12 protein-coding genes are annotated in these 14,526 nt (G+C 58.5%); 6 read left to right on the top strand and 6 right to left on the bottom strand.

Annotated elements, in window-relative coordinates; all coding sequences use genetic code 11:
* The first annotated feature begins 59 nt into the window (after positions 1-59).
* Positions 60-1,409, top strand: a complete 1,350-nt coding sequence (locus tag RYB09_RS15745) for a sensor histidine kinase (RefSeq protein WP_058399938.1) — start codon at positions 60-62, stop codon at positions 1,407-1,409.
* On the opposite strand, the gene RYB09_RS15740 is transcribed toward RYB09_RS15745, so the two are convergent.
* Positions 1,406-1,966, bottom strand: coding sequence for a nitroreductase family protein (locus RYB09_RS15740; protein ID WP_058399937.1), 561 nt, complete (start codon positions 1,964-1,966; stop codon positions 1,406-1,408). The genes RYB09_RS15745 and RYB09_RS15740 overlap by 4 nt on opposite strands.
* 173 nt (positions 1,967-2,139) lie before the next feature.
* Here RYB09_RS15740 and RYB09_RS15735 point away from each other — a divergent pair, with 173 nt between their 5' ends.
* Complete coding sequence (locus RYB09_RS15735; protein ID WP_004665905.1) at positions 2,140-3,594, top strand: TrkH family potassium uptake protein; 1,455 nt, start codon at positions 2,140-2,142, stop codon at positions 3,592-3,594.
* Between the two features lie 183 nt (positions 3,595-3,777).
* Here the strand turns inward: RYB09_RS15735 and RYB09_RS15730 are convergent, their stop codons facing one another.
* The 5 genes from RYB09_RS15730 to RYB09_RS15710 form a co-directional block, all read right to left on the bottom strand.
* On the bottom strand, positions 3,778-5,316 hold the full coding sequence (locus tag RYB09_RS15730) for a DHA2 family efflux MFS transporter permease subunit (protein WP_316889248.1): 1,539 nt from the start codon (positions 5,314-5,316) through the stop codon (positions 3,778-3,780).
* A 63-nt stretch (positions 5,317-5,379) separates the two neighbouring features.
* Positions 5,380-6,588, bottom strand: coding sequence for an HlyD family efflux transporter periplasmic adaptor subunit (locus tag RYB09_RS15725; protein WP_058399936.1), 1,209 nt, complete (start codon positions 6,586-6,588; stop codon positions 5,380-5,382).
* Between the two features lie 76 nt (positions 6,589-6,664).
* Positions 6,665-7,153, bottom strand: a complete 489-nt coding sequence (locus RYB09_RS15720; protein WP_004659671.1) for a MarR family winged helix-turn-helix transcriptional regulator — start codon at positions 7,151-7,153, stop codon at positions 6,665-6,667.
* A gap of 150 nt (positions 7,154-7,303) precedes the next feature.
* The gene (locus RYB09_RS15715) at positions 7,304-7,915 is read right to left on the bottom strand and encodes a tRNA-(ms[2]io[6]A)-hydroxylase (RefSeq protein ID WP_003368536.1); all 612 of its coding nucleotides are present in this window, start codon (positions 7,913-7,915) and stop codon (positions 7,304-7,306) included.
* 83 nt (positions 7,916-7,998) lie between these two features.
* Positions 7,999-8,469, bottom strand: a complete 471-nt coding sequence (locus tag RYB09_RS15710; RefSeq protein WP_002554470.1) for a DUF1289 domain-containing protein — start codon at positions 8,467-8,469, stop codon at positions 7,999-8,001.
* A gap of 402 nt (positions 8,470-8,871) precedes the next feature.
* Between RYB09_RS15710 and acnB the strand changes: the two genes are divergently transcribed.
* From acnB to RYB09_RS15690, 4 genes are all read left to right on the top strand, one after another.
* The gene (gene acnB, locus RYB09_RS15705) at positions 8,872-11,472 is read left to right on the top strand and encodes a bifunctional aconitate hydratase 2/2-methylisocitrate dehydratase (protein WP_316889326.1); all 2,601 of its coding nucleotides are present in this window, start codon (positions 8,872-8,874) and stop codon (positions 11,470-11,472) included.
* 279 nt (positions 11,473-11,751) lie between these two features.
* A complete protein-coding gene (gene mntP, locus RYB09_RS15700) occupies positions 11,752-12,324 on the top strand; it encodes a manganese efflux pump MntP (protein WP_122281830.1) in 573 nt (190 codons plus the stop codon).
* 299 nt (positions 12,325-12,623) lie between these two features.
* Positions 12,624-13,787 carry a polymorphic toxin type 44 domain-containing protein gene (locus RYB09_RS15695; protein ID WP_316889247.1) on the top strand — a complete coding sequence of 388 codons (1,164 nt, stop codon included), beginning with the start codon at positions 12,624-12,626 and terminating at the stop codon, positions 13,785-13,787.
* A complete protein-coding gene (locus RYB09_RS15690; RefSeq protein WP_122281831.1) occupies positions 13,768-14,178 on the top strand; it encodes a hypothetical protein in 411 nt (136 codons plus the stop codon). The genes RYB09_RS15695 and RYB09_RS15690 overlap by 20 nt, the downstream gene beginning before the upstream one ends.
* Positions 14,179-14,526: the final 348 nt, after the last annotated feature.

The raw sequence follows: 14,526 nt of genomic DNA, 5'->3' as shown, positions 1-14,526 counted from the left end.
GAACCAGACCCGGCATGCATACGCATGCCGGGCTTCTTTATTGAGATCGAGGGAATCCTGTGCGTTCATTGTTCTGGCGAATCCTGGCCAGCTTCTGGCTGGCCATTGCTCTGGTGGGAGGCCTGTCGGTGCTCGTCGGGCACATGCTCAATCAGGATGCATGGATTCTCAATCGTCATCCGGTGCTCAACTCACTGCCGGAACAATGGACCCAACGCTTCGAAGAAAAGGGCGCGGATAACGCTCAGGATTTCCTTCAGGATATCAAACGACGCAATCGTATCGATGTTCAGGTGCTGAGCGACAGCGGCGAGCCTATGGTGCGTGGCACTTTCCCGCCACGCGCCGCTGCGCTCGAAGCGCGCCAGCAGGCCGACGAGGATCAGGGCCGCAAACTGCCCTGGCGCCGTCTGGCAACCGAATACAGCAGTCCGAAAACCGGTGAAACGTACCTGTTCATCTACCGCGTTCCGCACCCGGAGCTCGACGAGTGGCACCGTCAGAGCCTGATGTGGCCGCTGAGTGCGCTGGGTATTGCGCTGGTGGTGCTGACCCTTTTCAGCCTGTTCGTAACGCTCTCGATCACCCGACCGCTGAGCCGTCTGCGCGGCGCGGTGCATGATCTGGGGCAGACCAGCTATCAACAGCACAGCCTCGGCCAACTGGCCAACCGGCGTGACGAATTCGGCGTGCTGGCCACTGACTTCAACCGTATGGGCGCACGCCTGCAAAGCCTTATCGGCAGCCAGCGGCAGCTGTTGCGTGATGTGTCACATGAACTTCGTTCGCCACTGGCCCGGCTGCGTATCGCCCTGGCGCTGGCTGAACGTGCGGAGCCTGCCGAGCGTGAAAAGCTCTGGCCACGGTTGGGTCGTGAGTGTGACCGGCTGGAGGCGCTGATCAGCGAGATCCTGGCCCTGGCGCGCCTCGACGCCGAGCTTCGCGGCCCTGAGCCCGTCGACCTCGAAGCGCTGCTGCAGCGCCTGAAGAACGATACTCAACTGGACGGTATCGACCAGAACATTCGCGTCGAGGTGCAGGACAACCTGCAGTTCAAAGGCTGGCCGGACATGATCGAACGTGCGCTGGACAACCTGCTGCGCAACGCGCTGCGCTTCAACTCCACCGGTCAGCGCATCGATCTGCAGGCAACTCAGGTCGGCGATTACGTCCGTCTGAGCGTCCGCGATCATGGCCCGGGGGTTGCCGACGAACATCTGGCACAACTGGGCGAGCCGTTTTATCGCGCGCCCGGCCAGACGACGCCGGGACACGGTCTGGGCCTGGCGATTGCAAAACGTGCAGCGGAACGGCATGGCGGCAGCCTGATACTGGGCAATCACCCGGACGGCGGCTTCATTGCCACGCTGGATCTGCCCAGAGAACCGCTCAGCTCATCATCTGTTTAGCCTTGCCACTCGCTGACAAACCCGCCAACGTCGACTTTCGGGGCTTCGCGCGGCGGGTTCTGCGGGGTGCCGAGGTATAGAAAGCCAATTACCTCTTCGTCGGCCTCAAGCCCGAACCCTTTGGCGACGTGTGGCGTATAGCACAGCTCACCCGTCCTCCAGACCGCGCCGACACCCAGTGCATATGCCGCCAGCAACACGCCGTGGGCGGCGCACCCGGCGGTGATCAGTTGTTCCGAGCGCGGAACCTTGAAATGGTCTTGCAAGCGAGCGATCACCACCACGACCAAGGGTGCGCGCAACGGTCCCAGACGGGCCTTTTCCAGCGCCTGCGGGGTAATCTCACCGCTACTTTGCTGCAGCGCTTCCACCAGCAGCTCGCCCATGCGATCACGCGCCGGGCCTTCGACGGTCAGGAAACGATAAGGCTTGAGCTGTCCATGATCCGGCGCGCGCAATGCAGCACCGAACATGATTTCCCGCTGCGCAGCATCCGGGGCCGGGTCGACCAGTCGCGGAACCGATACGCGATTGAGCAAAACGTCGAGCGCCTGCATGGGCGGTCTCCTTGAAAAGTGATCGAGCATTCTAGAGCCTGTTTACCGTCAATAACGAGTGCGACGGACAATTCCTTACCAACTCTGTCGAACCCTGCCCCTGGCTGCACTGGTTTACATGCCTTCAAGCGCGGGTAGAATGGCGCCTTCCCTCACACCCGCCCGAGCCATTCATGTCGTTGCCGACCTTTCGCATCATCGGTTTCATTATCGGCATCTTCCTGATCACCCTGGCTGTCGCCATGATCGTGCCTATGGCTACGCTGGTCATCTACGACCGTTTCGAGGACCTGCGCGAGTTTCTGTGGGCCAGCGCCATCACCTTTATCGCCGGCCTGGCGCTGGTGGTGCCCGGACGCCCCGACAACGTCCAGTTGCGCCCGCGGGACATGTACATGCTGACCGTCTCCAGCTGGATCGTGGTGTGCATTTTCGCCGCCCTGCCCTTTCTGCTGACCCAGCACATCAGTTACACCGATTCGTTCTTTGAAAGCATGTCAGGCATCACCGCCACCGGCTCCACCGTGCTCAGCCATCTGGACAGCATGTCACCGGGTATTCTGATCTGGCGTTCGATGCTGCACTGGCTTGGCGGTATCGGCTTTATCGGTATGGCCGTGGCGATTCTGCCGTTGCTGCGTATTGGTGGCATGCGCCTGTTCCAGACCGAATCGTCGGATCGCTCGGAAAAGGTCATGCCCCGCTCGCACATGGTGGCCAAGTTCATTGTGCTGGCCTACGTCGGTTTTACCGCGCTGGGCAGCCTGGCCTTCTGGGCGGCGGGCATGAGCCTGTTCGATGCGATCAACCATGCGATGTCGGCCATTTCCACGGGCGGGTTCTCCACCTCCGACCTGTCGCTGGCCAAGTGGCCGCAGCCTGCGGTGCATTGGGTCGCGATTGTGGTGATGATCCTCGGCAGCCTGCCCTTTACCCTGTATGTCGCGACCCTGCGCGGTAATCGCAAGGCGTTGATCAAGGATGAGCAGGTGCAGGGGCTGATCGGGCTGCTGTTGGTCACCTGGCTGGTAATGACTGTCTGGTACGCCAACACCACCGACCTGCCGTGGACCGAGGCGCTGCGTCACGTGGCCCTGAACGTGACATCGGTGGTGACGACTACCGGTTTTGCACTCGGCGACTACAGCCTGTGGGGCAACTTCTCGCTGATGCTGTTCTTCTATCTGGGTTTCATCGGCGGCTGTTCGGGCTCGACGGCGGGCGGGGTGAAGATCTTCCGCTTTCAGGTCGCCTATATCCTGCTCAAGACCAACCTTAACCAACTGATTCACCCACGCGCGGTGATGAAGCAGAAATACAACGGCCATCGACTGGACGACGAAATCGTTCGCTCGATTCTGACCTTTTCGTTTTTCTTCACCATCACCATCTGCCTGATCGCATTGATGTTGTCGCTGCTCGGGCTGGACTGGATGACTGCACTGACCGGCGCTGCCAGCACTGTGTCCGGCGTAGGGCCGGGGCTGGGCGAGGTGATTGGGCCTGCGGGCAACTTCTCTACCTTGCCCGATGCTGCCAAATGGATTCTCTCCGGCGGCATGCTGCTCGGCCGCCTGGAGATCATTACCGTGTTGGTGCTGTGTGTGCCGGCGTTCTGGCGGCATTGAGGTCTGGCTGGGCGCGGGAGCAGACCGGGCGACGCTTCGCTTAGTCGCGAAGACGGCATTTGATTTATCGTTCCCAAGCTCCGCATGGTAATGCAGTCGCACTCTGCGTCGTCAGTGCCATCGCGGTTGAAAAGCGCCCTGGGGAGGTTTGGCCAAGGCTCGGTTCAGCCAGGCGCATAGCAACTAGTGCCCGCCCCCCGCCGCTGGCCCCGCCTTGGCGCCAAACGGCGGTTTGGCCAGCCAGACCAGCAGTATCAGCCCCGCAAATACCCAGCCCAGCAGGTAGAAATAATCCACCGTGGACATCATGTAGGCCTGCGCGTTGAGGGTGCGTTCCAGCTGTGCGTAGGCCTGCGGGCTCGCGCCGCCCAGGCTGTCGAGGGCATGCCGGGTTGTCGGGTCGAAGGTGCTGATGTTTTCACTCAGGTAGGCATGATGCTGGTTGGCGCGGCGAATCCAGATCCAGGTGGTGAGCGAGGCTGCGAAGCTGCCGCCCAGGGTGCGCAGGAAGGTTGCCAGCCCAGAGCCATCGGCAATCTGATTGGGCGGCAGGTCGGACAGCAGAATGCTCAGGGTGGGCATGAAGAACAGCGCCACACCAATGCCCATGAACAACTGCACCATTGCCACGTGCTCGAAGTCCACGTCAGTGTTGAAGCCGGCACGCATGAAACAGCTCAGCCCCATCGCCAGAAACGCCAGCCCTGCCAGCAGACGCAGGTCGAATTTGTGCGCGTACTTGCCGACAAAGGGCGACATCAGCACCGGCAGGATGCCAATCGGTGCGACGGCCAGCCCCGCCCAGGTCGCGGTGTAACCCATCTGGGTCTGCAACCACTGCGGCAGAATCAGGTTGATACCGAAGAAGCCTGAATAGCCGCCGATCATGACCAGCGTACCGATACGGAAATTGCGGTAGGCAAACAGCCGCAGGTTGACGATCGGATGCTTGTCGGTCATTTCCCAGATCACGAAGAAGACCAGCGCGACCAGCGAAATCAGCGAACCGAAGATGATGAAGTTCGACTCGAACCAGTCCAGATCATTGCCCTTGTCGAGCACTATCTGCAACACGCCGACACCGACGATCAAGGCCAGCAAGCCGATGTAATCCAGCGGTTGATGAGCGGTGCTGACCGGCCTTTTAGCCATCTGCGAACGCACCACCAGCACAGCGAACAGGCCGATGGGGATGTTGATAAAGAAAATCCACGGCCAACTGTAACTGTCAGTGATCCAGCCACCGAGGATCGGCCCGGCGATAGGCGCAACCACCGTCACCATCGCCAGCAATGCCAGAGCCATGCCCCTTTTCGCCGGAGGATAAACCGCGATCAGCAATGTCTGGCTCATCGGATACAGAGGACCGGCCACCATGCCCTGCAACGCCCGGAACCCCACCAGTTCCGGCATGGACTGGGAAATGCCACACAGAAACGACGCCATCACGAACAGAATGGTGGCCCATAGAAACAGCTTCACCTCGCCAAAGCGGCGACTGAGCCAGCCGGTCAGTGGCAAGGCAATCGCGTTGCTGACTGCGAACGAGGTAATAACCCAGGTGCTCTGCTCGGAGCTGACCCCCAGGTTGCCGGCGATGGTCGGCAACGCCACGTTGGCAATCGTGGTATCGAGCACTTGCATGAAGGTCGCCAGCGACAGACCGATGGTGCACAGCAACAGGCTTGGCGGGGTGAAAGAAGCGGGGGCGTTGTTGCTCATCGCAAATCCCTGAAGACGAGTGCGACACCCCGGCCAAGCGGCCGGGGTTCACGGATTGGCGGTTCAGCGCTGAACGGCAGTCTTGCCACTGGAAGCACTGTTCTCGTGAATCAGACGGGCGATCAACGCATCAGCGTCGGCCAGCTGCGCGGCGTAAACCTGAGTGCTGAAAGCGGCCTGCTTGCGCGGCTGTTGCGCTAGCACCGGACCGCTCTGGTCATGCAGATTGACCTCGACGGTGGTCGACAGACCGATGCGCAACGGATGCTTCGCCAGCTCTTCAGGGTTGATATGTACACGGACCGGCACACGCTGGACGATCTTGATCCAGTTACCCGTCGCGTTCTGTGCAGGCAACAGCGCAAAGGCACTGCCGGTGCCAGCCCCCAGGCTGTCGATAGTGCCGCTGTACTTCACATCGCTGCCATACAGGTCGGAGCTGATTTCCACCGGCTGACCAATGCGCATCTTGCCCAGTTGGGTTTCCTTGAAGTTGGCATCAATCCACAACTGATCCAGCGGGATCACAGCCATGGTCGCGGTGCCCGGCTGAATGCGCTGGCCCAGTTGCACGCTGCGCTTGGCCACATAACCGGTGACCGGCGCTACCAGCGTACTGCGTGCATTGGCCAGAAAGGCCTGACGCAACTGGGCGGCAGCAGCCTTGACGTCGGGATGTGAGGAGACAACCGTGTCATCGACCAGCGCCACGCTGGTGCTCAACTGCTGCTGAATATTGTTCAACTCACTTTGCGCGCTGGTCAGGCTGTCTCTGGAATGCGACAGCTCTTCCTGGGAAATCGCCCCGCCCGCGGCCAGACTGCGCCGCCGGTTATAGTTCTCCTGAGCGGTCTGCACGGCGGTACGCTGCGCAGCCAGTTGTGCCTTCATGCCATCGACATTGCTGTATAAACCACGCACCTGACGTACAACCTTGCCCAGATTGGCCTCGGCGCTTTGCAGCGAGACTTCGGCGTCGCTCGGGTCGAATTTGAGCAGTACCTGCCCTTCGTGCACCAGATCCCCGTCATCGGCACCAATGCTGATAACGGTTCCGGTGACCAACGGGGTGATTTCGACGACGTTGCCATTCACGTAGGCGTCATCAGTCTCTTCGCTCCATTGGCCGTAAAACTCGTACCAGGCCCAGATGGCCAAACCAAGAATCACGACGATGACGGCGAGCCCGATCAGCAGGAACTTGCGCTTGCCGGGCTTCGGCGTTTGCTGTGAGGACGGGGCAGATGTGTTTTCAGTGGCGGCAGTGGCCATGGCAGTTACCTTTTTATCAGCGAAGCGGCGAGACAGGGACGAGGGGCAGGCGCACGCCTGCCGACAGGTCTGCCGCTCAGCTTTTAGCTTTGGGGTTGAAGCTCAGACGAGTCAGGGTGATGTGGTCATCGGCGGCCACCAGTACTTTGGTGAGAATCCTTGTCAGGGTCTCGACCTCATCACTGTCGAGCGCGGCAAAGGTGTCATTCATGGCGTCCGCACCAATCTGCGGTAGCAGGTCAGAGAGCGCCTGCCCCTGCTCCGTCAACGCCAGGCGCACCTGACGACGATCAGTCGCTGACCGCTGGCGCACAACCAGCCCTTTCTGCTCCAGCCGATCGAGCATGCGGGTCATCGAACCGCTGTCCAGCGACAGGTGACGACACAACTCCACAGGGGTGTCGGTCGAGAACTGGGCAATGATGATCAGCACCTTAAACTGCGCGAACGTCACGTCATAAGGCAGCAGGTACTTGTCGAGCATGCGGTCTTTGAGCGCATTGGTACGACCGACCAGCAGCCCTATCAGGCTGGAATCGAAATTGTCGGGGCTGAAATGTTTCAAGAAATCTTCCAGATAACTGCCTAGGCAGTGATTACAAAATATTACTGCCTAGGCAGCCGTTGTCAAAGCATTTATTAGCTTGCTTACTAAATGCCCATAAAAAAACGACCACTGGCAAGGCGGTCGTTTTTTGAAGGTGCGCGAGGGGAATCAGGCGGCGACGGGCACACCACTGTGAAAGCGGAACTCTTCATCAGGGCTTTCGATCAGCTCACGCTCGGCCAGACGGATTTCCTCGATCTTGGCATCGACATCAGCCTTGTCGCCGTAGCTGTAAGCCAGCTTGAGATAATCCTGAAAATGCCGCGCTTCGGATTTAAGCAGGCCGCCGTAGAATTTGGCCAGTTCTTCGTCCAGGTGAGGCACCAGCGCAGCGAAGCGCTCACAGGAACGGGCCTCGACAATGGCACCGACGATCAGCGCGTCGGTCAGTCGGTAAGGATTGTGATTGCGCACAAGTTTGCGCAGCGCTCCGGCATAACGCGCCGAGCTGATGTTGGCCATAGGGATCTGGCGCTTTCTGATGATGCTGATCACTTGCTCGAAATGGCGCAGCTCTTCCCGAGCCAGACGCGACATCTTGCTCAACAGGTCGAACTTGTCGTTGTACTGAAACATGAACTGAAACGCAGCCCCGGCCGCCTTCTTCTCATTGTTCGCATGGTCGATCAGCAAGATATCCAGGTTGCGCAACGCGGCCTGAACCCAGCTGTCGGGGGTGCGGCAAAGCAGGAAGGCTTCGATTTCGGGGATCGGGTACATAAGCTCACAGAATGACAGAGAGGCACGGCCGCGCATTATACGAGGAGCAACGAGGCCTCGCGACACAAAAGCATGCCGGTTTGTCAGGCGCCGAATGCGTCGCGCAGAAAGCCCGGCGCGATATAACGCTGATAGTGCGCCTCGGACAGCAGGAAAAACTCACGATCGATCGCATCACGCAGTTCCGGCAGCGTCCAGTCACGAAACTCCGGCAGCAGCACAAAGCCGTAGGCCTCAACCTGACTGATGACCCGTGCGCCGCGCGCGATCAACTGGTAGGCCCAGCAATACTCGGATTGGTGCGGCACGAAACGGATCTTGCGCTGGGTGAGCTGCGCGCGCAGCTTGTCTGCATCGAAGACTTCAAGCTTGGCAGTCATCACCTGGACCAGCAATTGTTCCAGACGCAGCCATACCGCTCTTTTTTCATCCTCGTTATAGCCGTTCCAGTGGATGACCTCGTGGTGGAACCGCTTGCAGCCACGGCACACAAGGTCCCCGTAAACAGTGGAGCAAAGGCCGACGCAGGGGGTTTTGATAATGTAATCGGGCATGTCAGGCAGGACTGGGGAAGGCGAAACAGGGGCTCATGTTAGCCCTTTGTCTAAGCAAGTTCACCCCCGAAGATGTAGGGGCTAACTTACCTTTAGCGAAGTTTTGGCGTAGAATCAGCGAGCCTTTTAAGGCGCCAATGTCCGTTGGAAGCTGTTTTCAAAGCGTCACGAGCACAGTCAGGTTAACCCCGCATTGCGGCGTCGACAGGCCATTCCCTCATCAAGAATGGCCGTGTCGACCGTCACTCCCCCCGTTCTGCAGGCGTAAAACTTTGAAAACAGCTTCTGTTAGGAATCGCCGACACCCTGCCAACAAGGCTCAATAAGCCTTGCGTGGGTACGGACGATTTCTGGATGAGCGTCCCGGACACCCATTTGGGACCACTGATGAGGGTTAATACTGTGCTTGAAGCCTACCGTAAACACATCGAAGAGCGTGCCGCCCAGGGCATCGTGCCCCAGCCGCTTAACGCCGAACAAACTGCAGGCCTGGTCGAGCTGCTGAAGAATCCCCCGGCTGGCGAAGAAGCTTTCCTTGTCGATCTGATCACCAACCGCGTTCCGCCAGGCGTTGACGAAGCCGCTTACGTCAAGGCCGGTTTCCTGTCTGCCCTGGCCAAGGGCGAAGCCACTTCTCCCCTGATCGACAAAAAACGTGCAACCGAACTGTTGGGCACCATGCAGGGCGGCTACAACATCGTCACCCTGGTTGAACTGCTCGATGACGCCACCCTCGCGCCGGTCGCCGCCGAACAGCTCAAGCACACCCTGCTGATGTTCGATGCCTTCCACGACGTGGCCGAAAAAGCCAAAAACGGCAACGTTCACGCCAAGGCTGTCCTGCAGTCCTGGGCTGACGGCGAGTGGTTCAAGAAGCGTCCGACGCTGGCCGACAAGATCAGCCTGCGCGTCTTCAAGGTCACCGGCGAAACCAACACCGATGACCTGTCCCCGGCACCTGATGCCTGGTCCCGTCCGGATATCCCGCTGCACGCCCTTGCCATGCTGAAAATGGCCCGTGACGGCATCGTTCCAGACGTTCAGGGCTCTATCGGCCCGATGAAACAGATCGAAGAAATGCGCGGTCAGGGTTTCCCTATTGCCTACGTCGGCGACGTGGTCGGTACCGGTTCCTCGCGTAAATCGGCAACCAACTCGGTACTGTGGTTCTTCGGCGACGACGTTCCTTACGTACCGAACAAGCGTGCCGGTGGTTTCTGCTTCGGCAGCAAGATTGCCCCGATCTTCTACAACACCATGGAAGATGCTGGCGCCCTGCCAATCGAATTCGATGTCTCGAACATCAACATGGGTGACGTGATCGACGTCTACCCCTACGCTGGCAAGGTCTGCAAGCACGACAGCGACGAAGTCATCACCACCTTCGAAATGAAGACCCCGGTGCTGCTCGACGAAGTCCGCGCAGGCGGCCGTATTCCGCTGATCATCGGTCGCGGCCTGACCAGCAAGGCGCGCGCCGAACTGGGCCTGCCTGAGTTCGACCTGTTCAAGACTCCTGACCAGCCAGCCGAAAGCACCAAGGGTTATACCCTGGCGCAGAAGATGGTCGGCAAGGCGTGCGGCGTGGCAGGCGTTCGTCCTGGCACCTACTGCGAGCCGAAGATGACCACCGTCGGTTCCCAGGACACCACTGGCCCGATGACCCGCGACGAGCTGAAAGACCTGGCATGCCTGGGCTTCTCGACCGACCTGGTCATGCAGTCGTTCTGCCACACTGCAGCCTATCCAAAGCCTATCGACGTCAAGACGCACCACACGCTGCCTGACTTCATCATGACCCGCGGCGGCGTTTCCCTGCGTCCGGGCGACGGCATCATCCACAGCTGGCTGAACCGCATGCTGCTGCCGGACACCGTCGGCACCGGTGGCGACTCGCACACCCGCTTCCCGATCGGTATCTCCTTCCCGGCCGGTTCCGGTCTGGTGGCGTTTGCCGCTGCCACCGGCGTCATGCCGCTGGACATGCCTGAGTCGATCCTGGTTCGCTTCAAGGGCAAGATGCAACCCGGCATCACCCTGCGCGACCTGGTTCATGCCATTCCTTACTACGCGATTCAGGCTGGCCTGCTGACCGTAGAGAAGAAAGGCAAGAAGAACGCATTCTCCGGCCGCATCCTGGAAATCGAAGGCCTCGACAACCTGAGCATCGAGCAGGCTTTCGAGCTGTCCGACGCCTCTGCCGAGCGTTCGGCTGCCGGTTGCACCATCAAGCTGGCCAAAGAGCCGATCCTCGAATACCTGAATTCGAACATCACCCTGCTGCGCTGGATGATCGAACAGGGTTACGGTGATCCGCGCACCCTGGAGCGTCGTGCTCAGGCGATGGAAGCCTGGGTTGCCAACCCGGAGCTGCTGGAAGCCGACAAGGACGCCGAGTACGCCGAAATCATCGAAATCGATCTGGCCGACGTCAAAGAGCCTGTGCTCTGCGCGCCGAACGACCCGGACGATGCCCGCCTGCTGTCTTCGGTACAAGGCGAGAAGATCGACGAAGTGTTCATCGGCTCCTGCATGACCAACATCGGCCACTTCCGCGCTGCGGGCAAGTTGCTGGATCAGGTCAAGGGCCAGCTGCCGACGCGTCTGTGGCTGTCGCCGCCGACCAAGATGGACGCTCACCAGTTGACCGAAGAAGGCTACTACGGCATCTACGGTAAAGCTGGCGCGCGTATGGAAATGCCGGGCTGCTCGCTGTGCATGGGTAACCAGGCACGCGTGGAACCGAACTCGACCGTAGTGTCGACGTCGACCCGTAACTTCCCGAACCGTCTGGGTGACGGCGCGAACGTCTACCTAGCCTCCGCCGAGCTGGCGTCCGTCGCTTCGATTCTGGGTCGCCTGCCGACCGTCGAGGAGTACATGGGCTACGCCAACCAGATCGACACCATGGCAGCGGACGTGTATCGCTACCTGAGCTTCGATCAGATCGCCGAGTTCCGTGAAGCCGCTGCGAACGCCAACATCCCGGCCGTTCAAGTGTAAGCACGAAAGCAGGCGTTAAAAGAACCCCATCCTCGTGATGGGGTTTTTTTTGGCTTGAATCACCCTCGTACATATATTTTTCACATTCGGATGGCTATAGTAGCGGCCCTTGTTGGGGAGTAGCCTGCTCTTGACTCCGGTCACTGAGCGTTCGCATCAACATTCTCGGCTGCATGCCGTGGTGCGGACACCTTCTGGTTGGCGAGACCAACGATGCATCCATGCCTAAAGTCGGGCGTGTGGTTGCGTCGTTGACTCATAGCCCGACTGGATATAACCGTGAACCCGATTTCCCTCCTCTTTCTCGCGCTTGCCATGTCCACGGACGCCTTTGCTGCGGCCCTTGGTAAAGGGGCAAGCCTGCATAAACCGCGCTTTATCGAAGCGTTGCGTACCGGTTTGATATTCGGCGCTATCGAGACCATCACTCCGGTGATCGGTTGGGGCATCGGTCAGGTCGCTGCCCGCTTCGCTGAAAGCTGGGACCACTGGATCGCCTTCACCTTGTTGCTGGTGCTGGGCCTGCACATGATCTACAACGGCATCAAGCACGATGACGATGAAGAGCAGGAAAAACCCGGCCAGCACTCGTTCTGGATTCTTGCCGTCACCGCATTCGCCACCAGTATCGATGCACTGGCGGTCGGCGTAGGCCTGGCGTTTGTCGACGTCAATATCATGGCCGCAGCGCTGGCTATCGGCCTGGCCACCACCGTGATGGTTACCATCGGCGTGATGCTCGGTCGCGTGCTCGGCACCATGGTCGGCAAGCGCGCTGAAATCGTTGGCGGCATCGTGCTGATCGTGGTTGGCGCAACGATTCTTTATGAGCACTTGTCTGCGGCGGCCTGATTGAGGGCCCGAGACCTATAAATGCAGAATCGAGTAGGAGGCGGGTTCACACCCGCCGTCCTCTCACACCACCCCCCGCCGACCAGCCAGAACCTTTCAGGCACTAAGATTTGTTACCACTACAACGATGTCACCCAGCACAGCCAGAAATATAGATGACATCCCGATCAGATTCTCAAGGCACTACGAGAAAATTAAGACTTCTCCTACAGACCGCCTTTCACGTTTCCGATAGCCTCCCATGCGTCAACTAAACGCTGGTTATTGTTTACGGATCAAAGACATAAGGACGGCCTGCAATGATTTCTTCAGCTCGATTGGGTGACAAGCACGCCTGCCCATTGCCGGGTCACGGTACAACGTCAATCACTTCTGCATCCGGTGACGTCAACATCAACGGCATGGGCGCGGCACGTGTGGGTGATACCTGTGGGTGCGGGGCGGTCATCACTTCGGGTTTCCCCTCTATTCAAGTGAATGGCCGTCCTATGGCGCACCTGGGAAGCCCAACCAGTCACGGCGGGACAATCATCACGGGCTCCAATAATGTTGGTGGCGGCTTCGTCATGGGTGACGCGGGTGGCGCGACCATTATTAACTTCATGGCGCTGGGGGCCTTACGACCAGACGGTTCCGTGGACGACGAGAAGATGGCGACCTTGTTGGCTGACCCGAAGCTCACGGAGAAAGCCTTGGCGGCGAACGCTTTGGTAAATCCAAATGCGGCCCGTGAGAAACCTGAAGAGGAAGCTGTACCAAATGATGGACCTGAAGGCTGTACGCATCCGAACATGATGGAAAAGCTGGCGACCTACATCGCAGACGAGATGAACAACAATATCCACCACTCCTCCGTCTTGAAGATGAATAAGCTGCTCAACTATGACGTTGCGGAAGAGACTCGTAAAAAAATGGACCTGCCTTGGTACGCCCAAATAGGGAACACCAGCCCTCAAGCTATCGGCGCTTCAAACGTGGCGGCAGCCATGATCCTTTGGACTGAGCGAGTAGGCCAGGGTCGTGATTGGGACCACAAACCAAAGATCCACGCGAAGTTTGGCAGGTATCGCCATAGGCAAGGCAAGTACGACTACTACTACGATATTTGGTCCAACATTCATTACGGCTATGTGGGCATGGCCGGAGGACTCAGTGAGAGCGTCCTTTTAGACGGCGCGGGTGTCGAGCAGATTGTTTCTGATCAATTACGACGGTGGGGAGAGCAGATATTCGAAGCCAAAGAAGATCAGAGACTCAAAGGACCTCATGCCACTGAGGGCGTAGAAGGGATGCGCGCATGGGATGACGTCCCGGATCGGATTTCTATTAGCATTGGCGTTAAACTCTTCTATGAGAATCCAAACGGAGGCGTCACGGCAAGAATGATCATGGACAAAGTACTCGCTGTCACACCGTCAGAATGGGGAGATGGCGCCAGTGTCCATGTCTGTGAAAAATATTAAGGCCCGGTATTTTATTGGGGCATTCATAGTTATTCCAGCGCTGTTCTGGTACGTGGCGACCCCAGTCGTTCGTGTCCATTATTCTAAAGAAGCTACAGACGAGCTTCGTGTGATTTGGAACACCCAGCACAACATCCATAAAGAAGGAATGCTACCGGGTCAGGGCACATACGATACCGGGCATATTTTCCCCAATGAGAAATTCTTTATGAACTTTGATTGGTGGAATGAAAAGAGTCTGCGGAGGTGTATAGCAATTACGCCAAAATGGGGCGGCGTGATCGACATCTACCTCGATGGCAGAGGCCGCATCGAAACTGCTAAAACTGGCCCTGACGTTATTGCTCGCTTGAAGAGATGTGAGGGTGACGCTGATCCTTTCCGGCCTTAAGGTGCCCAACCAGCCGCCCAAGAATGGGGAACACGTGTTATTGAGCACAAATGCAAAAAAATCAAGGTCCGTTACTTGTTCCTTTTCCTATTGATAGCTCCGCTGGTGGCTTGGTATTTTGCTGCTCCCGGCGTAATTGTCCACTACCCTAAAGAAACCCCGGACGAACTGCGCTTAATTTGGAACGCTCACGACCAGATTACACGACAGCGAATGCTACCGGGGGAGGCGACATCGGAGTTTGGTCATGTATTCCCTGATGAGAACTTCTTCATGGTGTTCTTTTGGTGGACCGACAGAGGTTTACGAAAATGCATCGACATCACACCTAAGCGCTGGGCAACGATA

This window comes from Pseudomonas syringae group sp. J254-4, assembly GCF_032586855.1.
Taxonomy (GTDB): domain Bacteria; phylum Pseudomonadota; class Gammaproteobacteria; order Pseudomonadales; family Pseudomonadaceae; genus Aquipseudomonas; species Aquipseudomonas amygdali.
The sequence above is the reverse complement of the archived record's forward strand: the minus strand, read 5'-3'. Positions and strand labels throughout refer to the sequence as shown.